Source organism: Pseudonocardia sp. WMMC193 (assembly GCF_021728735.1).
Lineage (GTDB): Bacteria > Actinomycetota > Actinomycetes > Mycobacteriales > Pseudonocardiaceae > Pseudonocardia > Pseudonocardia oroxyli.
This window is the reverse complement of sequence record NZ_JAKKDO010000003.1, coordinates 4904170-4929447: the sequence shown is the minus strand read 5'-3', so window position 1 is coordinate 4929447 and position 25278 is coordinate 4904170. Positions and strand designations below refer to the sequence as shown.

Here is a 25278-nt window from a genome sequence, read left to right as displayed (position 1 = left end):
CCGGCCGGAGTGTGACCATCCCACCGCGCCGCGCCCAGGACGACTCGGGGGCCGCCTTCGGCGTGGCGTGCGCCGTGCGGTCGGGGACGTCGGCGAGCGGGTGCGCGGTGCGACCGTTCGGCCCCGGTGCGTGGCGAACCTGAAGAGGTTGCTCGGCGAATGGAGCAATATTCGGGGCGTTCAGCCTCATTTCGGGCACGTGACCGACCGCCCGTCCCGCCTCGGACGCCGCCGCCCGGCGCCACCCTTAAGTTTCCGTACCCGACGCACGGCCCCTCCTTACCGTCGCTCGCCGTGGACAGGACGACTGAGCGGGAGAGCCGCGACGGGGCGCGCGGGGCGTGGGCGGCGGTGCTGCTCGTGGTCCTCGCGGGGCCCGCGGTGGCCTACCTGCTGACCTCGCCCACCACCGGACTCTGGAAGCAGCTGTCCTCGGTCACCGGCCTCGTCGCGCTGTCCGCGCTGGTGTGCACCGCCTGCCTCCCCTCGCGGCTGCGCGGCCTGACCCGGACGTTCGGCATCGAGACCGTCGTCGGGCTGCACCGCCAGCTCGGCATCCTGTGCGCGGTCCTGATCGCGCTGCACCTCGCCGCCGTCGTGGCGGCGAACCCGGCGCAGGTCGCCCTGCTGCTGGTGCCGTCGGCCCCGGCGCGGGCGCAGGCGGCGGTCGGCGCGACCGTCGCCCTGGCGCTGCTGGTGGTGCTCGCACTGGAGCGCCGCCGGATCCGGGCGCGCTACGAGGTCTGGCGCTGGATGCACCTGTTCCTCGCGGTGCTGGTGCTCGGCGGCTCCGCCCTGCACGTGCTGTGGCTCAAGCAGATGGTGACCGACGCCGTGATGGCGCCGATCCTCGCCGGGCTCGGCCTGCTCGTCGTCGCCGTGTTCGTGATGCGGTGGTGGGGCCGGTCGGTGCTCGAGCGCGGCGGCGAGTTCGTCGTGGCGCAGGTGCGGGCCGAGAACCCGACGGTCACCACCGTCGTGCTGTCCCCGCAGCTCCGGTTCTCCCCCGGACAGTTCGCCTGGATGCGGCTGCAGCGCTCCGCGGTGGAGGAGCACCCCTTCACCATCGCGAGCAGCGCGCACGACCCGCAGCACACCGAGTTCACGATCCGCGGCAACGGCGACTTCGCCGCCTCGGTGCGCGAGCTGCGGCCGGGGGACTCCGTGTGGGTCGACGGCCCGTACGGCTCCTTCACCTCCGACGCCGTGCCCACCCAGGGCCTCGTCCTCATCGCGGCGGGTGTGGGCATCACCCCGATGATTTCCATGCTGCGCACCGCCGCCGACCGGGGCGACCAGCGCCCGCACCGCCTGGTGTACGTGGCCCGCGACGCGGCCGACCTCCTGTTCCGTCAGGAGCTCGCGCAGCTGCGCCACTACCTCGACCTGGAGGTCACCGAGGTCCTGCGCAGGCCGTCGGCGACCTGGACCGGGGCGACGGGCGAGATCGACGTCGCGCTGCTGAACACCGTCCTGGCGACCGTCGACGCCACCCCGCGACTGGACTACTTCCTCTGCGGGCCGCCGTCGATGGTCGACGACGTGCTCGCCGCCCTCACCTCGATGGGCGTGCCCGACGACCGGATCCACACCGAACAGTTCGACATGGCCTGACCCCGCACCACCACCCCCGCACCACCCCGCAGTACCCGGCTCGCTCCCCCTCGCGCCGGGCAGGCTCCCCGCTCCCGTTCCGACGGGCGGGTCCGCAAGCTCCCCCTTGTGGGCCGCTCCCCCCGAAAGGTCCCCCCGATGTTGCACCGCATCCCACGCTCCGTGCGTTGGGTCCTGCTCGTCGCCGTCCTCGGCGCCATCACGGCCTCCGTGGTGCAGTCCTGGACGGCGGGCGCCCCCGGCGTCGGCGGCTGGCAGCAGACCCAGTGGGGTCCGCTCAGCCCCGCCGACCGCGACCTGTTGATCAAGGTCCGGCAGGCCGGTCTGTGGGAGGCCCCCACCGGCCAGCAGATGGCCCAGCAGGCGACCAACCCCCAGGTCAAGGAGACCGGACAGCACCTGGCCGAGCAGCACGCCGTGCTCGACCAGATCGTCCGCGGGGTGGCCGACAAGCTCGACGTCCAGCTCCCGAGCAGCCCCACGGCCCAGCAGGTCTCGTGGATGAACCAGATCAGCGGCGCGACGGGCGACAACTACGACCGGACCGCGGTGCAGATCGTCCGGATGGCGCACGGGATCGTCCTGCCGGTGATCGCCGAGGTGCGGGTCAGCACCCGCAACTCCGAGGTCAGGGCCTTCGCGGACACCGCCTTCCAGTACGTCACCACGCACATCGCGATGCTGGAGGCCACCGGTCTGGTGGACTACTCGGCGCTGCCCGCCCCGCCGTCCCCGGGCCTGTTCAGCGGGTCCGTCACACCCGCCGACCTGATCGTCCCCGCGGTGGTGTTCCTGGCCTGCATCGGCGCCGCGACCGGGCTGATCGTGACGCTGCGCCGGGGCCGGAAGAGGAAGGGACCCGCCCCGGCGGCGCCCGCGACCGGCAGCCAGCTCGCCTCCCTGCACGCCCAGCCGATGGTGACCTTCCCCGAACCGCGCGGACGCGGCCGGGCGTCCCTGCCGGTCGGTGGCTCGCCCGCGGTGTCGCAGACCGGTGGGCACCGGCGTCGGCGGTCGCGCTCCGGCGCCGACAGCTCGGCCACCGGCGGTTTCCGCCGGGACGACTCCGGCGCCTTCCGCTGGGACGACGCACTGCGCACCGACCGCCCCGCCGACCTCGACTCCGGCGCCATCCCCACCCAGGCCACGGACTCGGGCGCCTTCCGGGCGACGCGGCGGTCCGCGGGCGGGACCGGCCGGTTCCGGGCCACAGGATCGGCGGGATCGGCGGACACCGGCGGACACCGGGTCGGCGGCACCGCGACCGCGGTGAGCGACTCCGGCGGGTTCGGCGCCGTGTCGGACACCGGCGCCCGCCGCCGCGCCCGCTCCGCCACCTCCGGCAACTTCCGCTTCGACGACCTGCTCGGCGACGGCCACCCCGACCGCGCCGACCGCTCCCCCCACACCCCGACCCGAGGAATGACCCGCTGATGGCTCCCCTGACCGATCCCCAGACCCGCCGGATCAGGCGCGTGTTGGCCACCGCGGCGGCCGCGGCCGTCGTCGTGCTGGTCCCCACCGCCTGCGACTACGCGATCGCCTCCGACCGGATCCCGCAGAACTCGAACGGCGCCTCCGGCCAGCACTCCGGGCACGGCACGGTGGAGAACGCGTCCAGCTCGTCGTCCGGGTCCTCGTCCGGCTCGTCGTCCGGCTCGTCGTCCGGCTCGGACGCCACCCGGTCCGCCGAGCCGACCACGTCGGAGGAGCCGCAGGAGCAGCAGGAGACCGCTGCGCCGACCAGCTCGAGTGCCGCCCCCACCTCCGCGGCCGAGCAGGGCGGGGAGGGGAAGAAGGACGACGGGAAGCCGGCCGCGCCCGCGAACAACGGGCTCGACGTCCTCGCCCGGGACTGCTCGAAGTCCCAGCTCCCGCCGCACGACGGGTTCCAGAAGGGCGACCGCTGCGTCGACACCGCCTTCGGCGAGGTCGGTTCCGCCGCGCAGAACCCGACCCTGCTCATCACCGACTCCCCGGACACCGTCAAGGCGGGCGAGGCCTTCGCTCTCACCGTGAGCACCCAGAACCTGATCCGCGACCGCTTCCTCGGCGCGGCGGCGGGCGGCTACTACCTGGAGAGCTCGGTCCTCGAGGGCGGCATCCAGCGCGGCCACTTCCACACCGCCTGCCGGGAGATCGGCAACGGCTCGGCGGCGCCCGACCCCGCACCCGCACCCGCCTTCTTCCTCGCCACCCAGGACAACAAGGGCGGCGAGGGCGTGAGCGACGTGAAGGTCGAGATCCCGAAGCTCGACAAGCCCGGGAAGTACCAGTGCGCCGTGTGGGCGGGCGACGGCTCGCACCGCATCCCGATGATGGAGCGCGCGAACCAGATCCCGGCGTTCGACTCCGTGCGGATCACCGTCGAGTAGGCGTGTCCCGCCCCTGATCCCGACCGAGGCCTGGCGGCCCGACCCGGCGTCGACGGCCGGGATGGGGCGGGTCCGCCGGACACCCCCTCAGAGGCCGAGGTCGGCGAGGCCGAGGAGCGCGCGGTACGGCGCGCCCTCGGCCTCGATCGCCTCCTTGGCGCCGGTGTCCCGGTCGACGACGGTCACGACCCCCACGACCGTCGCCCCCGCCTCGCGGACGGCACGGACGGCCTGCAGCACCGAGCCGCCGGTCGTCGAGGTGTCCTCGACGACCAGGACCGCCCGGCCCGCGATGTCCGGGCCCTCGATCAGCCGCTGCATCCCGTGCTCCTTGGTGGCCTTGCGGACCACGAAGGCGTCGACCGGCAGCACGGCCGGGTCGTCGGCGCGCTCGGCCGCGGCGGCGTGCAGGATCGCGTCCGCCACCGGGTCCGCGCCCAGCGTCAGCCCGCCGACGGACGAGTAGGTCCAGTCCGCCGTCAGCGCCCGGAGCAGGCGCCCGATCAGCGGCGCCGCCTCGTGCTGCAGGGTGACTCGGCGCAGGTCGACGTAGTAGTCCGCCTCCTTGCCCGACGACAGGGTGACCCTGCCGTGCACGACGCCCAGCTCGCGGACGAGCTCGGCCAGCCGGAGCCGGTCGGTGTCGGTGTAGGTGCTCATAACCTCTATCGCTCCCGGTCGAAGGTGGCGACCAGCCTGCGGACCACGCGGCGGGGCAGCACGCCCACGACCGACGAGATGGCCTTGTACTGCAGGCTGGGGACGGACACGACCCGGCCACCCGCCAGGTCGGCCAGACAGTCGTCCACGACCCGCGCGGCGTCGAGCCAGAGCGGGCCGGTGCGCGCGCCCGCGTCGATGCCCGCGCGCTCGTGGAACTCGGTGCGGACGAACCCGGGGCACAGCGCGAGCGCCCGCACCCCGGTGCCCACCAGGGAGTTGGCGACCCCCTCGGTGAACGCGGTGACCCACGCCTTGTCGGCGGTGTAGGTCGAGCCGCTGCCCGGCAGGAACCCGGCGACGCTCGACACGTTCACCACGGCGCCGCGGCCGCGGTCCACCATGCCGGGGACGACGGCGCGGGTCAGCCGCAGCACGCTCGTCACGTTCAGGTCGTGCTGGCGCTGCAGGTCCTCGACGGAGAGGGTGAGGAAGGACCCCGCCTGGCCCATGCCCGCGTTGTTGACCAGCAGGTCCACCGGGGCGACGTCCGGGTCCGCGAGCCTGCGCGCGACCCGGGCGAGCTGGTCGGGCTCGGTCAGGTCCGCGGCCAGCACCTCCACCGAGACCCCCGTCTCCCGGTGTCGGGCGGCGACCTCCTCCAGCCGCTCGACGGTGCGGGCGACGAGGACGAGGTCCCGGCCCTCGGCCGCGAGCCGATCGGCGAAGGCGGCACCGATGCCGGAGGTGGCTCCGGTGATCAAGGCGGTGGGCACGTCGTCGAGCCTATGCGGTCACGGGCCCGTCCGGGGACTAGCCCTGGGTGGCCGCCCACTCGGCGACCCGCCGGGCGCTCTCCTCCTCGGACAGGTCCTCGACCCGGCTCATCACCGACCAGCGCACGCCGAAGGGGTCCCGGATCGAGGCGTACCGGTCGCCGGAGACGAACGTGGTCAGCGGCTCCCGGATCACCGCACCCGCCTTCTCGGCCGCCGCGACGACCGCGTCGGCGTCCGAGGTGTAGAGGCCGATCGAGTAGCAGTCGGCGTCCCCCGCGGGGGCCGCGACGAGGCCGTAGTCCGGGGAGGGCTCGCCGAGCTGCAGCCTGCCGGTGCCGAAGTCCAGGTCCGCGTGCGCCACGACGCCGCCGATCTCGGTCACGTCGACCACCCGGGCCCCGAACACGTCCCGGTAGAACTCGATGGCCTGCGCCGCCCCCGCGATCGCGAGGAAGGGGGTGAGGGTCGTGGACCCGTGGGGGAGGCCGTCGGTGGTGTACTTGCCGGTGACGCCGCTGTGCTCGCTCATGTCGTCCAGTGTTCGGCAGGGTGCGCGGTGCCGGCTTGAACGGACGCGACAGGAGGGCACGTGGGCGACCCGCGCGACGGCCGCGGCATCCTCTACCCGGCCCGGCTCCCCACCTTCCAGCGCGTGCCCGCGGCACCGGAGCTCGCCGGCCTGGTGCGCTGGTTCTGGATCCCGCAATGGGACCTCGCCCCGGGCCGGACGTCCCGGCAGCAGGTCCTGCCGTTCCCGGCCTCGAACCTCGTGGTGCAGCCCGAGGGGGTGACCCTCGCCGGCCCGACGACCGGGATCTCCGCGCGCGACCTGCGGGGGACCGGTTGGGCGGTCGGGGCTCTGCTGCGCCCGGCCGCGCTGGCCGCCATGCACGCCGAGCCGCAGGAGGTCCGGGATCGCGAGATCCCGGTCGACGCGCCCGACCTGCACGCCGCCGTCGTCGGGGCCATGCCGGACGTGGGGGCCGCGGTGCACGCGTTCACCGACTGGGTGTCGGCGCGCCTGCCCGCCCCCGACGCGGCGGCCGAGACGGCCAACGCCTTCGAGGACCTGATCGCGGACGATCCCGAGATCCTGCGGGTGGAGCAGGTGGCCGCACGGCTGGGGGTGTCGGTGCGCGGGGTGCAGCGGCTCGCCCGCCGCTACGTCGGGCTCCCGCCGCTGGCGGTGATCCGCCGCTACCGGCTCCAGGCCGCCGCCGAACGGCTGCGCACCGACCCGGACACCACGATCGCGCAGGTGGCCGCGGACCTCGGCTACGCCGACCACGCCCACCTGACCGGTGACTTCCGCACCGTGCTGGGGCTGACGCCGAACTCGTACCGGCGCGGTTAGGCGGGGTGGCGGGCCTCGTCGAGGGCGTGCTCGAGGGCGGTCGCGACCTGCGCCACGTCCGCCAGCAGGTCCTGCGCCCGCTCCGGGCTGGTGTCGACGGGAGCGGCGGCGAGCACCCAGGCGTCCTCGGCCCAGACCAGCTCGATGTCGTCCCCCACCGCGTCGGACGCGTCCGCGACGCGCTGGGTGAGCAGCGGGCGGATCGCGTCGGCGTCCGAGACGAACGAGTAGCGCTCGCCGACCGGCTCCAGCAGGTCCAGGCCCGCGCCGCCGTGCGAGTCCGGCAGGGGCGCCGACGGCAGCCGCAGCTCGACGGCGGCGGGCAGCGGCTCGCGCAGCTCCACCGCCACCACCACCGCGTTGACCTTGCTCTGCTGCTCGTGGTCGAAGACGTAGCCCGCACGGCCGCCCTCGGGCGTGGGGACGGTGCCCGCGGCGACCGCCCTGGCGATGCCGGGCCCGCCGTTCTGCACCGTGCCGTAGCGCCACTTGTTGGTCAGCAGGGAGTCCGAGTCGTGGTACTCCCAGTCGTGCACCGACGCCCAGCGCCTGCGGTCGCGGGCGCCCGGCTCCGCGGCGCCCCCGGCGCGCCGGTCGGCGAGGAGCAGGGCGACGCCCGCCAGCAACGCCACCACCGCGATCAGGAACCACACCCAGGTAGGCACGCCCGCGACCCTAGCGCTGCGACGCCCCGGAGTCCGGGAACGCCACGATCACCCGTCCGGGGACGTCGTCGGACCTGCGCCGAACGGCGCCGTGCTCGCCTGCTTGGTCCACTCCACCGCGGCGTCTCGCAGCGGGAGGTGGGAGACGAGCTCGCGCACCACGCCGGCGTCCCGCAGCAGCCCGGCGGACTCGAGCGCGAGTGTGGCCAGCAGCTCCTCCAGCCGCAGCGCCGCGCGCCCCGCGAGGACGAGGGCCTCCTGCACCACGGAGACGATCAGCGCGGGCAGCCCGACGCCCGAGGTCGCGAGGGTGGCGACCAGCCACCGCACCGCGGCGGCGAGGAAGTCCGCGATCGCGTCCCTGACCAGCGCCCGGACCGTGCCGACGGCGACGCCGGCGAGCACGATGCGCTCCGCGACCGCGTCGGCCCGGGCGGCCGCCTCCGCCAACCGGTCGCCGAGGGCGCGCTCCGCCTCGGCGTAGCGCTGCGCGGCCCGCCCCTCCCAGGCCGGGGCGGCGCCGCGCCCGGCGGACTCGCGCCGCAGCACGTCCGCGGTCTCGGCCCAGCCCGCGGCCGCGGCGGTGATCGCCCCCGGGTCCCCGGCCAGCGCGTCGAGCGGTGCGCGCAGCCACGAGACGTGCTCGATGAGCCAGCCGAACCCCGCGGACGTGAACTCCCCGAGGGGATCGCTCACGAAGTCGACCGCGTCCAGGGCGAGCCCGACGCCCGCGGCGCCGAGCCCGACCGCGCCGTCCGCCCCGAGGACGTCCGCGACGCTGGACACGATCCCCGCACCCTCCAGCACGCTCAGCTCCCGGACCGTGGATCCGACGGCGCCGCGGCGAGCCCGGCCGCCGCGGCACCGTCCGCGGCCCGGTAGGCCGCCGCCGCGGCCGCGAGCTCGTCGGCGACGAGGCGGAACTGGGCCACCGTCTCCCCGACGGCGTGCGCGCCCGCCTCGGCCGCGGCGCGCACCCCGAGCGCGAAGACCTCCCCGATCACCCCGAAGGAGCCCTCCGGGGCGGCGGCGGGCAGGGGATGGGCGGCCACCCGGTCCGCCGCGAGGTCCCGCTCGACGGCGTGTCCGGCGAGGAGGTCGGGGTCGACCCGGAACCCGCTCACCGGTCGAGGAGGGGGTCGAGGGCGCGCGCGGCGCGGCGGGCGACCTCGGCGGCGGCATCCGCCGTGGCCTGCACGACGAGCATGCCGAGGCGCTCTCGGGAGACGGACTCGGCGGCCGGGCCGAAGGACAGCCCGCTGAGCGCGCCGGTGTGGTCGACGGTGGCGCTGACCGCCCCGTCCCGGCTGGTCACGGTGGCGGTGAGGGTGGTGATCTCGAGCTGGACCCGGGCCGCGCGCTCGCGCAGCTCGTCGAGCCGGTTGCGGTAGTCGGCGAGCCAGGCCCGCCCGTCGGTGGTCATGGCGGCGGACCGTAGACACCGCGCCCGCGGCCCGGGCCGTTTTCGCCGGAGCCGTTCGCGATCGAGAACACTCCCGACGGCGAACGGCGCGTTCGCTCACCAGGTGTGAGCGAACGCACCGTTCGCCGGGGGTTACAGGGCGGCGGGGATGCCCTTGCCGACGATCAGCCCGCCGGTGCCGCCCTCGGCGGTAGGGTCGAGGTCGACGCGGACCGTGTCGCCCTCGCGCACCGTGCCGCCGAGCAGCTCCTTCGCCAGCTGGTCGCCGATGCTCGACTGCACGAGCCTGCGCAGCGGGCGGGCGCCGAAGACCGGATCGAACCCGTTCATCGCCAGCCACTCGCGGGCCCCCTCGGACACCTGCAGGACCAGCCGGCGCTTGGCCAGCCGGGTCCGCAGCACGTCCAGCTGGATGTCCACGATGTGCGTGAGCTCCGCGGTGGACAGCGCGTGGAAGACCACCACGTCGTCCAGCCGGTTGAGGAACTCGGGCTTGAAGTGCCCGCGCACCACGGACATGACCGCGTCCTTGCGCTCCCGGTCGTCCAGCCCCGGGTTCGCGATCGCCTGGCTGCCCAGGTTGGAGGTCAGCACCAGGATCGTGTTGCGGAAGTCCACGGTGCGGCCCTGGCCGTCGGTCAGGCGGCCGTCGTCGAGCACCTGCAGCAGCGTGTCGAAGACGTCCGGGTGGGCCTTCTCGACCTCGTCGAGCAGCACCACCGTGTACGGGCGGCGCCGCACGGCCTCGGTGAGCTGCCCGCCCTGGTCGTAGCCGACGTAGCCGGGGGGCGCACCGACGAGCCGGGCCACGGAGTGCTTCTCCGAGTACTCGCTCATGTCGATGCGGACCATGGCCCGCTCGTCGTCGAACAGGAACTCGGCGAGCGCCTTGGCCAGCTCGGTCTTGCCGACGCCGGTGGGGCCGAGGAACAGGAACGAGCCGGTGGGCCGGTTCTCGTCCGCGATGCCCGCCCGGGCGCGGCGCACCGCGTCCGACACGGCACGCACGGCCTCGGCCTGGCCCACGACGCGGCGGCCGAGCTCGTCCTCCATGCGCAGCAGCTTGGCGGTCTCGCCCTCGAGCATGCGGCCCGCGGGGATGCCGGTCCACGCGCTGACGACGTCCGCGACGTCGTCCGGCCCGACCTCCTCCTTGAGCATGACGTCCTCGTGCCGCTCGATGACCTCGGTCTTCTCGGCGAGCTCCTTCTCCAGCGCGGGGATCCGGCCGTAGCGCAGCTCGGCGGCCTTGCCCAGGTCACCGTCCCGCTCGGCGCGGTCCGCCTCGCCCCGGAGCTGCTCCAGCTGCTCCTTGAGCTCGCGGGTCGCCTCGATCGCACCCTTCTCGTTCTGCCAGCGCGCGGTGAGCGCGGAGAGCTCCTCGCGCTTCTCCGCGAGCTCGGCGCGCAGCGCGGTCAGGCGCTCGGCGGAGGCGGCGTCGGACTCCTTCTCCAGCGCCATCTCCTCGATCTCGAGCCTGCGCACGGCACGCTCGACGGTGTCGATCTCGACGGGCCGGGAGTCGATCTCCATGCGGAGCCGGGACGCGGCCTCGTCGACCAGGTCGATCGCCTTGTCCGGCAGGAACCGCGCGGTGATGTAGCGGTCCGACAGGGTGGCGGCGGCGACGAGCGCGGTGTCGGTGATCCGGACGCCGTGGTGCACCTCGTAGCGCTCCTTGAGCCCACGCAGGATGCCGACGGTGTCCTCCACGGACGGCTCGCCCACCAGGACCTGCTGGAACCGCCGCTCCAGGGCGGGGTCCTTCTCGATGTGCTGGCGGTACTCGTCCAGCGTGGTGGCGCCGACCATGCGCAGCTCGCCGCGGGCGAGCATGGGCTTGATCATGTTGCCCGCGTCCATCGCGCCCTCGCCGGACGCGCCCGCGCCGACGATGGTGTGCAGCTCGTCGATGAAGGTGATGACCTCACCGGCCGAGTCGGTGATCTCCTTGAGGACGGCCTTGAGCCGCTCCTCGAACTCACCGCGGTACTTGGCGCCCGCGACCATCGAGCCCAGGTCCAGGGCCACGACGCGCTTGCCGCGCAGGGACTCCGGCACGTCGCCCGCCACGATCCGCTGGGCCAGGCCCTCGACGATCGCGGTCTTGCCGACGCCCGGCTCGCCGATCAGCACGGGGTTGTTCTTGGTACGCCGGGACAGCACCTGGACGACGCGGCGGATCTCGGTGTCCCGCCCGATGACGGGGTCGAGGCCGCCTTCGCGCGCCCGCGCGGTGAGGTCCTGGCCGTACTTCTCCAGCGCCTGGTAGGTGCTCTCGGGGTCGGCGTTGGTGACCCGGGACGAGCCGCGGACCTTGGTGAAGGCCTCCTTCAGCGCGTCCGGGGTGGCGCCGTGCCTGCTCAGCAGCGCAGCGACCGGGCCGCCCTTCTCGGCGAGCCCGACGAGCAGGTGCTCGGTCGAGACGTACTCGTCCCCCATCTCGGTGGCGAGCTGCTGGGCGGCGGTGATCGCCGCGAGGCCCTCGCGGTTGAGCTGGGGCGCGCTGACGCTGGAGCCGGACGCGCTCGGGAGCCGGTTGCCGAGCTGCGTGAGCTCGGACCGGACGCGGGCGGGGTCGGCCCCGACGGCGGACAGCAGCGGAGCGGCGATCCCGTCACCCTGGGCCAGCAAGGCACCGAGCAGGTGGGTGGGACCGACGTCCGGGTTCCCGGCGAGGGCCGCGGCCTGGGCGGCAGCGGAGATCGCCTGCTGGGTCTTGGTGGTGGGGTTGAAGGAATCCACCGATGTTCTCCTCGGATCGTGCGTGTCTCGGGGTCATCGTAACCCCGTCGATGGCTTCAACGGCAGGAAACTTGAGTCTGTTCCACTCAAGGCCAACTATTTTCCACGACCGGGGATACTGGTCCGCGATGACCGATCCGCTCCTCACCAGCCTGCTGGCCGCGGTCGAAGCCGCCCCCGCGGACGTCCCGCTCCGGCTGCACGTCGCGGAGCTGTTGCTCGCCCGCGACCGGGCGGCGGAGGCGCTGCAGCACACCACGACCGCGCTCGCGAACGCGCCCGGCGACCCGGCCGCGCTCGCCCTGCTGCAGCGCGTCACGCGGGCGCTGTCGGACCCGCCGAACCCGCCCACCAACCCGCTCCCGACGGTGCACCCGCCGACGCAGCCGTTCCCGGTGCGGGCGCTGCCCGAGCCCACCGAGAACGACCCCGCGTCGTTCGACTGGGGGCAGGCCGAGGAGCAGGTCAAGGAGTTCGCCCCGGCGCCCGCGTTCGTGGAGGAGGCGGGCGACCCGGTGGTCGCCGAGGCCGAGCGGCCCGCCGTGCGGCTCGCGGACGTCGGTGGGATGGAGCAGGTCAAGGAGCGCCTCGAGCTCTCCTTCCTCGGCCCGATGCGCAACCCGGAGATGGCGAAGGCCTTCGGCAAGAGCGCGAGCGGCGGCCTGCTGCTCTACGGCCCGCCCGGGTGCGGCAAGACCTTCCTCGCCCGTGCGGTGGCGGGCGAGCTGGGCGCGTCGTTCACCGAGATCGGGATCGCGGACGTCCTCGACATGTGGGTCGGCGCCTCCGAGCGCAACCTCAAGGCGGTGTTCGACGACGCCCGGCGCCGGGCCCCGCACGTCCTGTTCTTCGACGAGGTGGACGCGCTGGGCCAGAAGCGCTCCCACCTCACGCACAGCTCGTCGCTGCGCAACACCGTGAACACGCTGCTGGCCGAGATGTCCGGGGACAACGACGGCGTGTACGTCCTCGGGGCCACCAACCACCCGTGGGACATCGACTCGGCCCTGCGTCGGCCGGGCCGCTTCGACCGCATGGTGCTCGTCCTGCCGCCGGACGAGGGCGCCCGGGCCGCCATCCTGCGCCGCCACCTGGAGAAGCGGCCGGTCGAGGGCATCGACCTGGGGAAGCTGGTCAAGGCCACCGAGCACTTCTCCGGCGCCGATCTCGCCCACCTCGTCGAGACGGCGGCCGAGCGGGCGCTGGCGGACTCCATGCGCAGCGGACAGGTCCGGCCGCTGACCATGAAGGACCTCCAGGCCGCGCTCAAGGAGGTCCAGCCGAGCACCGGCCCGTGGTTCGCCACGGCCCGCAACGTGGCCCTGTTCGCCAACCACGACGGGTCGTACGACGACCTGGCGGCCTACCTCAAGAAGAACCGACGTCTGTGAGCGGCCCGTTCGACCTGGCGCTGCGGGCCGAGCAGCTCGGCCAGGTCGGCCGCCTCGCCGAGGCCGAGCAGGCGGCGCGCGAGGCCGTGGCGCTGGAGCCGCAGGACCCGCGGCTGCTGGGCACGCTGTCCTCGACGCTGCTGCTGGCGAAGCGGTACGCGGAAGGGCTCGCCGTCGCCGAGGCCGCGTGCGCCGCGGGCCCCGAGCTGGAGCGCTCGCACCGGCTGCGCGCCCTGCACCTGTCGCTGCTCGGCAGGCACGCCGAGGCGCTCCAGGCCGGGTACGTCTCCGTCTCCCTGTCGCCGGACGAGCCCGCCGCCGCCCACGGCTACGCGAAGGTCCTGCAGCGCGCGGGGCGCCCCGCGGACGCGGTGCAGGTGGCGCGGCGGGTGGTGGAGCTGGATCCCGACTCGGCGGCGGCGCACCTGCTGCTCGCGGACTGCGCCAGCGACCTGCGGGACAAGGCGCACCGGGACCTGGCCCGCCGGGAGTACGAGGCCACGCTGCGGATCGACCCGGAGAACGCGGCGGCGAAGCACGATCTCGCCCTGCTCGACGCCCGCGGCCGCCGCCCCGCCAAGGCCCTCGCCGGGCTGATCGCGGCCGGCCGGCTGGACCCCACCATGCCGGAGGTCGCGCGGACCGTCGTCGTGGTGCTGTGGCAGTTGTCCTGGCGCCTGCGGATGTGGCTGTTCGCGGTCACGATCGTCACCCTCGGCGCCTCACTGGGCTCGACGACCGGGGCGCGCGTCTCCGCGGCGGTCGTGCTCGTGCTCACCGCGGCGCTGACCTGGTGGACCACCCGCGACCTGCCGCGCCGCACCTGGCCGGTGGTGCGCAAGGCCGTCGGCACGGACCGCGCGCTGACGGTCACCTACGTGGCGCTCGCGCTGTGTCTCCTGCTCTACGTCGGCGCCCTGGCCAGCGGGTTCGGCCTCATGGTCGCCGGGGTGTGGATCATCCTGATCGCGCTGGGGTGGCTCGCCCTGGGCGTCCGGGCCTTCCGCAGGTCCTGACTGTGAGGCTGGCGGCCGGGGGTCGGCAGCCGCCGGAGGCGGCGGGGTGGGCGAGCGGAGTCGCCGGGGCGACCATCGCCGCTCACGGGTCGAGGGGGCGGCGGGTGCGCTTGAGCTCGGAGAAGTGCGGGTTGCGGGCCAGGAGGATCGCGCCGTCGAACACGTCGAGGGCGTCCTGGCCGCGGGGGACCGCGCTCAGGACGGGGCCGAAGAACGCGGTCCCCTCGACGTGGAAGGTCGGGGTGCCGACGTCCAGGCCGACGGGGGCGATGCCGGCCTCGTGGCTGGCCCGGACCGCCTCGTCGAGGGTGGGATCGTCCGCGGCCGCGTAGAGCGCGGGGGCCGCCCGCCGGAGCGCCTCGTCGCGCGGGCGCACCTTCTCCACGTGGTAGAGCCTGCCGAACGACTCGTAGAACTCCCGCAGCCGCTCACCGGCCGCGATCCCGACCCGCACGGGCCGCCAGGCGCTGTCGCGGCCCCTCTCGGACTCGACCTCGTCGTTCAGCACGGCGAGGCTCATGATCCGCAGCCGGACCTCGATCTCCCGCTGCCGCTCCACCTCGCGGATCCACTCGTAGGCGATCCAGGCGAAGGGGCACACCGGGTCCACGAAGATCTCAACCTGCACTCGTCCCATGGTGCAGCACGTGCTCGAGGGAGGCGTTCGTGGAGGCCGAGGGCTCCCAGGTGGGCCAGATGGGGAAGACCTGCAGCACCGCGGAGGCGAGCAGGCCCGCGACGAGCAGGCGGCGCCAGGGCCGCTCGTCCGCGTGCCGGGCCGCGGGGACGCGCGGAACGTCCCGCGCGAGGAGGACCAGGCCCGCCGCCGTCGCGACGAAGGCGAGCCCCCACCAGCGCCGATAGTCGGTCCCGACGGCGCTGAGCACCAGGGCGACCAGGGCGTTCACCGCCACCACGGCCAGGACGAGGCGCGGGCGGACCCGACCCGTGACGACCCACAGCAGGTACGCGCTCAGGGCGTAACAGCCGCCGAGGACCGCGGCGCAGAGCAGGATCGACAAGGGGCTGACCGAGGCGGTGAACGCGAGGGCGTCCGACAGGTTCTGTCCGAGCGCGGAGATCGAGCTCTCCTGCGCGGCCGTGATCGGGAGGCCCGCCGCCGCAGCCCGCTCCGAGGCCGCGACCAGCGCGGATCCCGCCGGGGGCGCGATCAGCGACGCCGCGGTGACGGCGAGCCCCGGAAGCAGCGCCAGGGCGCCGAGTCCGATCCGCTCGGCGAGCGGCCCGAGGAACCCGAACGCGATCTCCATGCTCGCCGCGCCCACGGCGACCAGGGCGGAGATCCCTGCGGCCCGCAACCAGGGCAGGGACCGCGACGACGCGAGCCACGCGGCGAGGACGAGGCAGACCACGACGATCAGGTCGTAGCGGCCGCGGTTCTGCACCACGAGCGCGAAGGTGAAGGGCGAGGCGATCACGAGCGCCGCCCCGACGAGCCGGTGCGCGGGGGCGGGGACCGCGCGCACCGTCATCCGGACGAGCAGGGCGAGCGCCGCGAGGGCGAGCACGATCAACGCGGCCCCGAACACCGACGCCGCGAGCAGGCCGGGCGGGCCGCCGACCACCGTCTCCAGCACCGCGCCGGGCAGCCCGCGCTTCACGAAGCCGTCCCGGTAGGACACCCAGTAGGCACTGGCGTTGTACCCACCGACGACGGTGTCCGTCGCGAGCAGGGCGCTGCCGAGGAATCCGACGCACACCAGCGCCGTCCACGCCAGGACGGCGACCGACGTGCCCGCGACCGGCCCACGCCGGTCGCGACGCGCACGCAGGCCCCGAACCTGCAGTCCCTCCACCACGACGGGACCGTCGCCGGCGTCGGAACGGACGTTACGCCCGAGCCGCCCGCCGGCGGATTCAGCCGCCGCGCAGCTCGATGCTGATCTGTTCGGCGTCGAGGTTCTCCAGTGCCGTGGTCAGCGCCCCGGCGTCGAAGGTGCCCTCGGCGCGGGCGGCGACCAGGGCCGCGCGCTGCGCCTCGATCATCTCCAGGCGCAGCGCGCGCAGGTCGCCGGGGTCGGGCCGCTGGGCCTCGTCGGCGGATCGCTCCAGGAACTCCGCGACCTGCGGGTTGGCCGCGTGCTGCTCCAGCACCGTCCAGCTCGCCGCGCGCATCCGGTCGATGAGCTCGCCGCGTTCGGCCGCGACCTCGTCGGGATCGGGGGCCGCGGGCTTGACCAGCCGGACGAACCAGGCCAGCGTGCCGCCCTGGACCAGCAGCGACGCGGCCGCGACCAGGAACGCGACGAACACCAGCAGCGAGCGCAGCGGCGTGTCCTCGGGCAGGGTCTGCGCGGCGGCGAGGGTGACCGCGCCGCGCATCCCGGCCCAGACGAGCACGGCGCCCTCCCGGGGGCCGAGCGGCACGGCGAGCAGGTAGTCGATGTCGGCGATCTTGCGGCGCAGCCGGGTGCGGAAGCGCTCGGCGCGTTCGGGGTCGTCGATCTCGCGGGAGCGGCCGCGGAACTCGATCGTGTTCCCCACCTGCAGCTTCTCGTCCACCCCCGCCAGCCGCGGGCGCAGGGACGCGCCCCGGCGGGCGAACCGGTTCTGGACGGCGATCAGCGGGGCGAGGAACACCGCGCGGACCGCGAGGGTGAGCACCAGGGCGAGGGCCGCCAGCCCGACGCCGGCCCAGACCGAGCCGGCGTCCGCCCGCAGGTCGCCCAGCACCGTCGTCAGCTCCAGGCCCATCAGCAGGAAGATCCCGCCCTCCAGGACGGTCTCGACGGTGCGCCAGTTCTGCCTGTCGGACAGCCGGTGCTGCGGCGACAGGAACCGGATGGCGCCCTGCCCCGTCACCAGCCCCGCGACGACGGCCGCGACCAGTCCGGACCCGTGGAGCTCCTCCGCGGGGATCGACGCCGCGAACGGCAGCGCGTAGGACACCACGGTGCTCACCGGCGCCTGCCGGATGCGGGAGCGGACGACGAGCCCGAGCCTGCCCACCACCAGCCCGACGACGACGGCCACGACGACGGCGACCACGAAGTCCGCCAGCACCCCGCCGACCGACACCGACGCCGCGGTGGCGGCGATCGCCGCGCGGAGCACGACGAGGGCGGTGGCGTCGTTGAGCAGGCTCTCGCCGTCGAGGAGCGTCGTGATCCGGGGTGCGACGCCGACCTTCTTCACGATGGACGTGGCGACGGCGTCGGTGGGGCTCAAGATCGCCCCGAGCGCGAAGCTCGCGGCCAGGCCCAGGTCGGGGACCAGCGCGTTCACGACGAGGCCGAGCACCGCCGTCGACAGCACCACGAGCAGCACGGACAGCCCGCTGATCGCGCCCAGCTCGCGCCGGAAGTCCATGGCGGGCATCGACACCGCGGAGGAGAACAGCAGCGGCGGCAGGACGCCCGCGAGGATCCATTCGGGGTCGACGGCGAACTCCGGCACGCCCGGCACGATGCTCACCAGCAGCCCGACCACGACGAGCACCAGCGGCGCCGCCACCCCGACCCGTTCCGAGAGCACGGCGCACGCCGCGATCGCGAGCAGCCCGCAGACGCCGATGATCAGCAATTCCACAGCGCAACGCTAGCGGGCGCCCCCCGCGGTCGTGCGTGGTAAGTGGTGCTCTGGCACCACTTACCACGCACGGGCGCCGAAGGCGCCGACCGAGCGGACCGTCAGCACGTGGAGGGTGCGCTCGCCGCGGTAGGCGTCTCGGCCGTGGAGGAAGCGGTAGTTGTCCAGCACGAACAGGTCGCCCGCGTCGAGGCGGAAGCGCGGGGCGACCTCCATCGCGGTGGCGAGGACGTCCGCGTACCGCTCGATCAGCGCGAGCTCGGTGTCCCAGTACGGCGAGCGCGGGACGGGGGCGGCGTAGTCGCTGGCCCGGACCGCCCGACGGCCGGCGCGCGTGTACTCCACCATCCGGCGGACGAGCGGGGTCGCCGGTACCCCGCGGGCCGGCTGGACCCAGCTGCCGAAGAAGTCGACGTCCGTGCCAACGAGGAACTCGTGCACCTCGCGCAGCTCCGGCTCCGCGGCGGTGCGCAGGGCCTCGACCAGCGCATACCCGTCGACCAGGACCGAGTCCCCGCCGGAGTCCGCGGCACGCCCGCAGAGCATGAGCAGCCAGTCCTCGTCCGGGTCCCGCAGCCGCACCGGGTGCCCGTGCACGTCGACGACGACGTTCGCGCCGTCGGAGTGCAGGCCCAGGATCGGGGCGTCGGTGCCGCCCTGGGCCCGGATCCCGAACAGCTCGCGCAGTCCGCCGCCGAGTGCGGTGGCGGCGGCGTCGACGAGCCGTTCCGGGTCGGTCGCGTAACCCGGAACGATCGCCGCGCCCGCCTCGGCCAGCCCGGCCCGCAGGTCCGTGACGACGGGGGGCACCACGCCGACGGCCCCGAGGGTCTCCTTCCACTCGGGGCGGACCTCGCCGCTCCGTCGACCGCTCGCGCTCGTGACCGCCATCCCGGCACCGACCCTCTCTCGCCACTCACTGGCAAGAGCACCCTATCTGCCGGACCACCGCGCATCCAGCCGTCGCCCGAGCAGCGTGACGACGAGCGCCGCGACCACCACCGCCGCGCCGGGCAGCACGACGAGCTGCGGCGCGGCGAACAGGAACTGCCTGCCCTCGGCGAGCATCGCGCCCCACTCGGGGGTGGGCGGCTGGGCGCCCAACCCCAGGAAGGACAGGCCCGCCAGCGACAACAGCACGTTGGCGAACCGCAGGCAGGCGTGCGCGGTCAGCGGTCGGATCGCGTTCGGCAGGATGTGGACGAGCACGATCCGGCCCGCGCCCGCGCCCAGCGCCACCGCCCCCTCGACGTACTCGCGGGCCCGTTCCCGCACCGTGAGCTGGTAGGCGAGCCGGGCGAACGGGGTCCAGCCGGTGAGCAGGACAGCGATCGCCAGGGTGCCGAGCCCGGGCTCGCGGACCGCCGCCACGACCAGGCCGACGATGATCGTCGGGATGGCCACGAGGACGTCGAGGACGCGCTGCAGCAGCTGCCCCACCGCCCCGCCCGCGTAGCCCGCCAGCAGGCCCACCAGGGTGCCGATCACCGCACAGGCGACCACCGCGAGCAGGGTGAACCAGACCGAGAGCCTGGTGCCCACCACCAGCCGGGCCAGCACGTCCCGCCCCAGGTTGTCCGTGCCGAGCGGGTGCGCGGGTGAGGGCCCCGCGAACCGCTCGGCCAGGTTCGTCGAGACGGCGTCGAGCGGCAGGAAGGCGGCCACGAGCAGCACCGCGACCACGACGGCGCAGGTCACGAGGACCGGATCGCGCCTCATCCCTCGGCCTCGCTGCGGGCGACGGGATCCAGGGCGAGCGCCAGCGCCTCGGCGCCGATGCCCGCGACGACCGCCACCGCGACGACGGCGAGCAGCCCGGCCTGCAGCATCGGCAGGTCCTGACCGATCACCGCGTCGTAGAGCAGCCGCCCCAGCCCCGGGATGCCGAAGGCCACCTCGACGACCACCGCGCCGCCCAGCAGCCCCGCGAAGAACATCCCCGACAGGGCGGTGACCCCGGTCAGGGCCAGCCGCGCCCCGTGCCGCCAGACGAGCCGGGACGGCCCCAGCCCCTTGGCCAGGGCCACGGTGACGTGCGGGCGGGCCAGCGCGTCCAGGGTCTCGGCCCGGGTGAGCTGCGCGGCCAGGGCGACCGGGAAGCAGGCGAGGGTGAGCACCGGCAGCACCGCCTGCGCGGGGGTGCCCCAGCCGGTCGCGGGCAGCAGCGGCACCGCGATCGCGAGCAGCAGGACGAGCACCGGGGCCAGCACGAACTCCGGCACCGCCACCCCCACCACGGAGATCGCGGTGACCACCCGGTCGGCGAGCCCGCCGCGGCGCCGCGCCGCACGCACCCCGAGCGGGATGCCGACCACCGCGGCGACCAGCAGGGCCAGCGCGGAGAGCACGGCGGAGACCTCCAGCGCCGCCCCCAGCTGCGGGGCGATCGGCGTGCGCGTGGCGAAGGAGGTGCCGAGGTCACCGCGCAGGGCGTGGCCGAGCCAGCGCAGGAACTGCTCGACCCAGGAGCGGTCCAGCCCCAGCTCGGCGGTGACGCGGGCGGCGACCGCCGGGTCCGGCTCGGCCTCCGCGGTTCGGCTGCGCAGCACCGCCCGCACCGTGTCCACCCCGGCCAGCCGCGGCAGCAGGAAGATCAGCAGGGCGGCGCCGAGGAGGACGAACGGCACGGTGAGCAGCCGACGTCCGACGAGTCCGGTCACTCGGTCCGGGTCACCTCGGGCGTGAGGAGCTGCTTGGCCAGCGGGTCGATCGTGTAGCCGGCGACATCCCTGCCGACCGCGTTCTCCTGCGAGTGCACCAGCGGCAGCCCGACGGCGTCGGCGTCCAGCTTCGCCGCCGCGGCGGTGAAGATCCGCTGCCGCTCCGCGGGGTCGGAGGTGGTGCCCAGCGGGGCGAGCAGCGCGTCGAACTCCGGCGAGCAGTAGCGGTTGATGTTGTACGACCCGGCGCAGGAGTAGTCGCTGACCAGCGTGGACCCGGCGTCCGGGACGTCGGTCAGGTAGTTGCGGGAGAGCAGGAACATGTCGTAGTCCCCCGCGAGCAGCCCCGGCTCCTGCGGGCCGTACTCGCCGATCTGGATCCGGGCGTCGACGCCGATCTCGCGCAGCATGCCCTGCACCGCGGTGGCCAGGGTCGGCAGCTCGGGCCGGTTGGGGTAGGTCGCCAGCGTGACGCTGATCTGCGGGTTGCCCGCCGCGGCCAGCAGGTCCTTCGCGCCCTGGACGTCCGGGGCGGGCGGCGGGTCCTGGCTGCCCCACGCGACCGCGGGGCCGAACAGCTCCGACGCGGGCAGGGCCGACCCGGCGAGCGCCTGCTCGGCCAGCGCGGTGCGGTCGATCGCCTTCGCGACGGCCTGCCGGACCCGTATGTCGTCGAACGGGGCGCGGGACTCGTTGAGCATCAGCGACACCGTGCGCGGGGCCGCGACGCTCTGGTTCGTGTAGCCGTTGCCCTCGGTGAACTCGAGCAGGGACGACTCGGGCAGGCCCTGCGCGATCTGGACGTCCCCGGCGCGCAGCGCGAGCGCCCGCGCGGCCGGGTCCGTCACGAACTGCACCGTGGCCCTGGCCAGCTGCGGGCGCGGGCCCCAGTAGGCGTCGTTCCGCTCGACGACGGCCTCCTGGGTGCCCTGCGCGGACACGATCCGCATCGGACCGGTGCCGGTCCCCACGACGTTCGGCGGCCCGCCGGTGTACGCGCTCGGCGCCAGGATCGCGGTGTTCACCGAGCTCAGCCGCAGCGGCAGGATCGGGTCCGGCTTCGTCGTGGTGACCGTGACGGCGTCCGGCCCGCTCTCGGCGGCCGTCAGGCCGATGCCCCTGATCGCCCGCGGCGGGGCCGACACCCCGGCGACCCAGGTCAGCGAGTTGACCACGGCTGCCGGGGTGAGCGGGGTGCCGTCCTGGAAGGTCACCCCCGGCCGCAGCGTGAAGGTCCACCGGGCGCCGTCCTGCGTCCACGAGGTGGCCAGCGACGGCTGCGCGGTCCCGTCCGATCCCGCCTTCACCAGGGTCTCGGACGAGCCGATGTTCGCCACGACGAACGCGTCGTCGGTGTCCATCGCGTAGCCGGAGCGGGGGGCGAACTGGGCGGCGATCCGCAGCTCGCCGTCCGGCACGGGGGTGCCGGTCGACGCGGCGTTCCCGCCGCAGCCCGCGACGAGCCCGAGCAGGGCTCCCACGGCGAGTAGCCGACGAACGGTGGAGGGCATCGAGGGCCTTTCAGGCGATCGGGTGAGGGCCGCAGAGATCGTGCGGATACCTGAACGCTCTGTCAATCATGTGCGTCGACCTGCATGTTTGACGGAAGAGGTCACAGTGTCGCGAACCACCTGCTGATGCTACTAATAGGCGATTATGCCCGGACCCGCCTCCCGCACCGGCCTGCGCCGGTTCGCGGCCCTGGCCGACTTCGGCCGGCTGCCGCTGGTGATGAAGCTCCTGGTGACCACCCAGGGCGCCTTCAACGTGGGCTTCTACATGGTGCTGCCGTACCTGGCGGCGCACCTGTCCGAGGACCTGGCGCTGGCGGGCGGGGTCGTCGGGCTGGTGCTCGGGCTGCGGACGTTCAGCCAGCAGGGGCTGTTCATGGTCGGCGGGGTCCTGGCCGACCGGTGGGGTGCGAAACCCGTCATCCTCGCGGGCTGCGCCCTGCGGGTCGGCGGGTTCGTCCTCCTGGGGGTCTCCGGCACGCTCGCGGGCGTGGTCGGGGGCGCCCTGCTCACCGGCTTCGCGGCCGCGCTGTTCTCCCCGGCGGTCGAGTCGTCGCTGGCCAGGGAGGCGGGTCTGCTGGAGCGGGCGGGAGAACGGGACGGGCTCACCCGGGCGGACGTCTTCGCGATGTTCGCGGTGAGCGGGCAGCTGGGGACCGTGGTCGGGCCGCTGGTGGGGACCGCGCTGCTGCTCGTGGACTTCCGGCTGGCCTGCCTGGTCGCCGCGGGCGCGTTCGTGCTGATCCTGGTGGCCCACGCCGTCTGGCTGCCGCGCCGCCCGGCCCCGCACGCCGACGAGCCGATGCTCGCGGGCTGGGCGGAGGTGCTCGCCAACCGCCGGTTCCTCGCCTTCGCGGCGGGCTACTCGGCCTACCTGCTCTGCTACAACCAGCTGTACCTGGCGCTGCCCGCCGAGCTGAGCCGCACCGGGTCGGAGTCGGCGCTGGGGTGGCTGTTCGTGGTCGCGTCGGTGATGGTGATCGCGGGCCAGGTGCCCGTCACGCGGTGGGCCCGCACGAACGGCACCCGCGCGCTGGTGGCGGGGTTCGCACTCATGGCGCTGGCCTTCGTCGTCGTCGCCGTGGCCCTGCCGCTGCGGGCGCTGTGGCCGGCGGTGGTGTTCGTGGTGGTGCTCACGGCCGGGCAGATGCTGGCCGTGCCGATCGCGCAGGACCTGGTGCCGCAGCTCGCGCGGGAACGCAGGCTGGGCGCGTACTTCGGGGTGCTGTCGTCCGCGGGCGGGGTCGCCGTGCTCATCGGGAGCACCGCGGTGGGCGCGCTGCTCGACGGGCCGCCGGTCGTCCCGTGGCTGGTGCTGGCGGTGGTGCCGCTCGTCGCCGCCGTCGTGCTGGGCGGGCTACTCGGCCGCGCACCCGTCGCCCGGGTTGGATAGCGTGCGGTCGTGGCCGAGAACGTGCTGGTGGTAACGGGTTCGGATCCTGCCGAGGCGCTGAGCGCACTGCGGGCGTCCGATGCGATCGAGCTGCGCGCTGCGGCCATCGTCCATCGGGCGGCGGACGGGAAGCTCACCCTCGACGAACAGACCGGGGACGCGCTGACCTTCGCCGACACGCACCCGCGGCTCGGCGCGCTGGTCACGCTGTTGCTGGGCCCGGTCGACACGCTGCTGTTCGGCAACCAGCTCGTGGCGCTCTACGGCGCCGCCGAGCAGTCCGAGGAGGGGCTGGCGCTGCGGCACATCGCCCAGGCCGTGCCCGCGGGCGGCAGCGCGGTGATCGCGGACGTGGTCGAGGACGACGAGTCCATCCTCGACACCGCCGTCCCGGGCACGATCGCGAGAAAGCCCCTGGCCCAGGTCGAACGCGAGATCGACGCGGGCGTGGTCGAACGCATTATGGAACCATAACGTCGTTTTTTGGGCCCAGAACCGACATTATGGTTCCATAATGCGTCAGGTCTTGCGGCGGGACGGGCGGGGTTGCCACACCACCACGGCGCTGCGGTCGACCGGGACCAGGTCGGTGCGGTAGGACGCGGGGATGTCGCGCTGGCGGAGCTCCTCCGTCAGCGCCGCCACCTGCTCCTTCAGCTGGTCCACCAGCTGCTCGAGCTCGATGATCCGCTTGATCCCGGCCAGGTTGACGCCCTCCTCCTGGGAGAGCCGCTGCACCTCGCGGAGCAGCGCGATGTCCCGCGCCGAGTAGCGCCGACCGCCGCCCGGCGACCGGCCGGGGCTCACCAGCCCCAGCCGGTCGTAGCTGCGCAGCGTCTGGGCGTGCAGCCCGGACAGCTCCGCGGCGATGGAGATGACGAAGACCGGCGTGTCCGCACTCGCGCCAGGCGGGAGCCCGGTGTCGTCAGCCATCGGTCACCTCCTATCGCGCGAGCAGGTCGGCTCGCGGGTCGAAGGACTTCGTGGCGTCCGCGTAGGCCTCCAGTGCCGCCGCCGCCTCGTCGTCCAGCCGCTGCGGGACGGCCACCTCAACGGTGACGAGGAGGTCGCCCGCACCCTTCTTCGCCTGCACCCCGCGCCCGCGGACCCGGAAGGTCCGGCCGCTCGCGGTCCCCGCGGGGATCTTGAGCGACACGGTCGAGTCGAGGGTGGGCACGGTCAGGGTCGCACCCCGGACGAGTTCGGGGAAGGTCACCGGCACCTTGAGCGTGAGATCGCGCGAATCCTTCGCGGACCGGCCGAACAGCCGGTGCGGGGTCACGGAGAGCTTCACGTACAGGTCGCCGGACGGGCCGCCGAAGCGCCCCGGACCGCCCTTGCCCGCCAGCCGGATGCGCTGGCCGTCCTCCACGCCCGCCGGGATGCGGACGGTCAGCGGCCGCGCCTTGGTGCTGACGCCGTCCCCGTGGCACTCGGGGCACGGGTCGTCGATCACGGACCCGGTGCCGCGGCACTCGCGGCAGGGCTCCGACATCGCGAACGCACCCTCGGAGCGGTTCACGAACCCGGACCCTCCGCACACCGGGCAGGTGTGCGGCGAGGTGCCGGGCCGCGCGCCGCTGCCGTGGCAGGTGTCGCAGGTGCCGGGGGACGTGACCGTCAGCGTCATGGTGGCGCCGCGGACCGCGTCCTCGAACGAGATCTGCAGCGCGCTCTCCACGTCGGAGCCCTGCTGGGCCCGCTGCGACGTGGGACCCGCGGCGGGGCCGCGGTTGCCGAACAGACCCCCGAAGAGGTCCCCCAGCCCACCGCCGCCACCGCCGCCGCGGCCTGCCTGCCCGAACAGGTCGTTCAGGTCGAAGCCCTGGGCCCCGCCCTGCGAGCCGAACCCGCCGGGGAAACCCTGGCCGCCCCCGAAACCGCCGGGCATGCCGCCGCCCGCGAACATGCTGCGGGTCTCGTCGTACTCCTTGCGCTTGGCCGGGTCGCCGAGCACCCCGTACGCCTCGGAGACGGCCTTGAACCGGGCCTCCGCCTTGGAGTCGCCCGGATTGGCGTCCGGGTGCAGCTCGCGAGCGAGCTTCCGGTACGCCTTCTTGATCTCCGAGTCCGACGCCGTGGACGAGACGCCCAGCTCACGGTAGAAGTCCTTCTCGATCCAGTCGCGCTGGGTCATCCCGCC

At 74.4% G+C, this 25278-nt stretch carries 25 protein-coding genes; 8 read left to right on the top strand and 17 right to left on the bottom strand.

The window, feature by feature from the left end:
- Positions 1 to 294 precede the first annotated feature (294 nt).
- The 3 genes from L3X23_RS25410 (at position 295) to L3X23_RS25400 (ending at position 3989) form a co-directional block, all read left to right on the top strand.
- Positions 295 to 1614 (top strand): ferric reductase-like transmembrane domain-containing protein, encoded by a 1320-nt coding sequence (locus L3X23_RS25410; RefSeq protein ID WP_237195112.1) that lies wholly within the window; start codon positions 295 to 297, stop codon positions 1612 to 1614.
- A gap of 162 nt (positions 1615 to 1776) precedes the next feature.
- Complete coding sequence (locus L3X23_RS25405; RefSeq protein ID WP_237195111.1) at positions 1777 to 3048, top strand: DUF4142 domain-containing protein; 1272 nt, start codon at positions 1777 to 1779, stop codon at positions 3046 to 3048.
- Positions 3048 to 3989: a hypothetical protein gene (locus L3X23_RS25400; protein ID WP_237195109.1), complete on the top strand. Its 942-nt coding sequence runs from the start codon at positions 3048 to 3050 to the stop codon at positions 3987 to 3989. Before L3X23_RS25405 ends, L3X23_RS25400 begins: the two co-directional genes overlap by 1 nt.
- An 87-nt stretch (positions 3990 to 4076) precedes the next feature.
- Here L3X23_RS25400 and pyrE read toward each other — a convergent pair whose 3' ends face one another.
- From pyrE to L3X23_RS25385, 3 genes are read right to left on the bottom strand one after another with little or no spacing between them, the layout of a single operon-like run.
- Entirely contained in the window at positions 4077 to 4649 is a 573-nt protein-coding gene (pyrE, locus tag L3X23_RS25395) for an orotate phosphoribosyltransferase (protein ID WP_093080130.1), read from the bottom strand.
- 5 nt (positions 4650 to 4654) lie between these two features.
- Positions 4655 to 5425, bottom strand: a complete 771-nt coding sequence (locus L3X23_RS25390; protein WP_237195106.1) for an SDR family oxidoreductase — start codon at positions 5423 to 5425, stop codon at positions 4655 to 4657.
- Positions 5426 to 5462: 37 nt separating this feature from the next.
- Positions 5463 to 5957, bottom strand: coding sequence for a glyoxalase/bleomycin resistance/extradiol dioxygenase family protein (locus tag L3X23_RS25385; protein ID WP_237195105.1), 495 nt, complete (start codon positions 5955 to 5957; stop codon positions 5463 to 5465).
- A 60-nt stretch (positions 5958 to 6017) separates the two neighbouring features.
- On the opposite strand from L3X23_RS25385, the gene L3X23_RS36300 reads away from it, so the two are divergent.
- Positions 6018 to 6782, top strand: a complete 765-nt coding sequence (locus tag L3X23_RS36300; RefSeq protein WP_237195103.1) for a helix-turn-helix domain-containing protein — start codon at positions 6018 to 6020, stop codon at positions 6780 to 6782.
- On the opposite strand, the gene L3X23_RS25375 is transcribed toward L3X23_RS36300, so the two are convergent.
- From L3X23_RS25375 to clpB, 5 genes are all read right to left on the bottom strand, one after another.
- Complete coding sequence (locus L3X23_RS25375) at positions 6779 to 7447, bottom strand: hypothetical protein (protein WP_237195100.1); 669 nt, start codon at positions 7445 to 7447, stop codon at positions 6779 to 6781. The genes L3X23_RS36300 and L3X23_RS25375 overlap by 4 nt on opposite strands.
- Positions 7448 to 7495: 48 nt before the next feature.
- Positions 7496 to 8254 carry a hypothetical protein gene (locus L3X23_RS25370; protein WP_237195098.1) on the bottom strand — a complete coding sequence of 253 codons (759 nt, stop codon included), beginning with the start codon at positions 8252 to 8254 and terminating at the stop codon, positions 7496 to 7498.
- A gap of 2 nt (positions 8255 to 8256) precedes the next feature.
- On the bottom strand, positions 8257 to 8571 hold the full coding sequence (locus tag L3X23_RS25365; protein ID WP_237195096.1) for a type VII secretion target: 315 nt from the start codon (positions 8569 to 8571) through the stop codon (positions 8257 to 8259).
- Positions 8568 to 8870: a YbaB/EbfC family nucleoid-associated protein gene (locus tag L3X23_RS25360; protein WP_237195095.1), complete on the bottom strand. Its 303-nt coding sequence runs from the start codon at positions 8868 to 8870 to the stop codon at positions 8568 to 8570. Before L3X23_RS25360 ends, L3X23_RS25365 begins: the two co-directional genes overlap by 4 nt.
- A gap of 132 nt (positions 8871 to 9002) precedes the next feature.
- Positions 9003 to 11615, bottom strand: coding sequence for an ATP-dependent chaperone ClpB (clpB, locus tag L3X23_RS25355; RefSeq protein WP_237195094.1), 2613 nt, complete (start codon positions 11613 to 11615; stop codon positions 9003 to 9005).
- 128 nt (positions 11616 to 11743) lie between these two features.
- Between clpB and L3X23_RS25350 the strand changes: the two genes are divergently transcribed.
- Both L3X23_RS25350 and L3X23_RS25345 read left to right on the top strand, forming a co-directional pair.
- Positions 11744 to 13006 (top strand): 26S protease regulatory subunit, encoded by a 1263-nt coding sequence (locus L3X23_RS25350; protein WP_237195092.1) that lies wholly within the window; start codon positions 11744 to 11746, stop codon positions 13004 to 13006.
- Positions 13003 to 14022: a tetratricopeptide repeat protein gene (locus L3X23_RS25345; protein ID WP_237195091.1), complete on the top strand. Its 1020-nt coding sequence runs from the start codon at positions 13003 to 13005 to the stop codon at positions 14020 to 14022. The genes L3X23_RS25350 and L3X23_RS25345 overlap by 4 nt, the downstream gene beginning before the upstream one ends.
- 82 nt (positions 14023 to 14104) lie before the next feature.
- Here L3X23_RS25345 and L3X23_RS25340 read toward each other — a convergent pair whose 3' ends face one another.
- Genes L3X23_RS25340 through L3X23_RS25310 form a run of 7 tightly spaced genes read right to left on the bottom strand, consistent with a single transcriptional unit; the run spans position 14105 to position 21712 of the window.
- Positions 14105 to 14659 carry a DsbA family protein gene (locus tag L3X23_RS25340; RefSeq protein WP_237195090.1) on the bottom strand — a complete coding sequence of 185 codons (555 nt, stop codon included), beginning with the start codon at positions 14657 to 14659 and terminating at the stop codon, positions 14105 to 14107.
- Positions 14640 to 15842: a hypothetical protein gene (locus tag L3X23_RS25335; RefSeq protein WP_237195089.1), complete on the bottom strand. Its 1203-nt coding sequence runs from the start codon at positions 15840 to 15842 to the stop codon at positions 14640 to 14642. The genes L3X23_RS25340 and L3X23_RS25335 overlap by 20 nt, the downstream gene beginning before the upstream one ends.
- Before the next feature lie 58 nt (positions 15843 to 15900).
- Entirely contained in the window at positions 15901 to 17571 is a 1671-nt protein-coding gene (locus tag L3X23_RS25330; protein WP_237195088.1) for a sodium:proton antiporter, read from the bottom strand.
- Between the two features lie 60 nt (positions 17572 to 17631).
- On the bottom strand, positions 17632 to 18462 hold the full coding sequence (locus L3X23_RS25325) for a TauD/TfdA family dioxygenase (RefSeq protein WP_237195087.1): 831 nt from the start codon (positions 18460 to 18462) through the stop codon (positions 17632 to 17634).
- 42 nt (positions 18463 to 18504) lie between these two features.
- Positions 18505 to 19290, bottom strand: coding sequence for an ABC transporter permease (locus L3X23_RS25320; RefSeq protein WP_237195086.1), 786 nt, complete (start codon positions 19288 to 19290; stop codon positions 18505 to 18507).
- Entirely contained in the window at positions 19287 to 20231 is a 945-nt protein-coding gene (locus tag L3X23_RS25315) for an ABC transporter permease (protein ID WP_237195085.1), read from the bottom strand. The genes L3X23_RS25320 and L3X23_RS25315 overlap by 4 nt, the downstream gene beginning before the upstream one ends.
- Positions 20228 to 21712 carry an ABC transporter substrate-binding protein gene (locus L3X23_RS25310; protein ID WP_237195084.1) on the bottom strand — a complete coding sequence of 495 codons (1485 nt, stop codon included), beginning with the start codon at positions 21710 to 21712 and terminating at the stop codon, positions 20228 to 20230. The genes L3X23_RS25315 and L3X23_RS25310 overlap by 4 nt, the downstream gene beginning before the upstream one ends.
- A 175-nt stretch (positions 21713 to 21887) precedes the next feature.
- Here L3X23_RS25310 and L3X23_RS25305 point away from each other — a divergent pair, with 175 nt between their 5' ends.
- Entirely contained in the window at positions 21888 to 23135 is a 1248-nt protein-coding gene (locus L3X23_RS25305; RefSeq protein WP_237195083.1) for an MFS transporter, read from the top strand.
- A 9-nt stretch (positions 23136 to 23144) separates the two neighbouring features.
- Positions 23145 to 23609, top strand: coding sequence for a hypothetical protein (locus L3X23_RS25300; protein WP_237195081.1), 465 nt, complete (start codon positions 23145 to 23147; stop codon positions 23607 to 23609).
- Between the two features lie 45 nt (positions 23610 to 23654).
- Here the strand turns inward: L3X23_RS25300 and L3X23_RS25295 are convergent, their stop codons facing one another.
- Together L3X23_RS25295 and dnaJ are read right to left on the bottom strand one after the other, a co-directional pair.
- Positions 23655 to 24068, bottom strand: coding sequence for a heat shock protein transcriptional repressor HspR (locus L3X23_RS25295; protein ID WP_237195079.1), 414 nt, complete (start codon positions 24066 to 24068; stop codon positions 23655 to 23657).
- A gap of 10 nt (positions 24069 to 24078) precedes the next feature.
- Positions 24079 to 25272 (bottom strand): molecular chaperone DnaJ, encoded by a 1194-nt coding sequence (gene dnaJ, locus L3X23_RS25290; RefSeq protein WP_237195077.1) that lies wholly within the window; start codon positions 25270 to 25272, stop codon positions 24079 to 24081.
- Between the last annotated feature and the right edge of the window lie 6 nt (positions 25273 to 25278).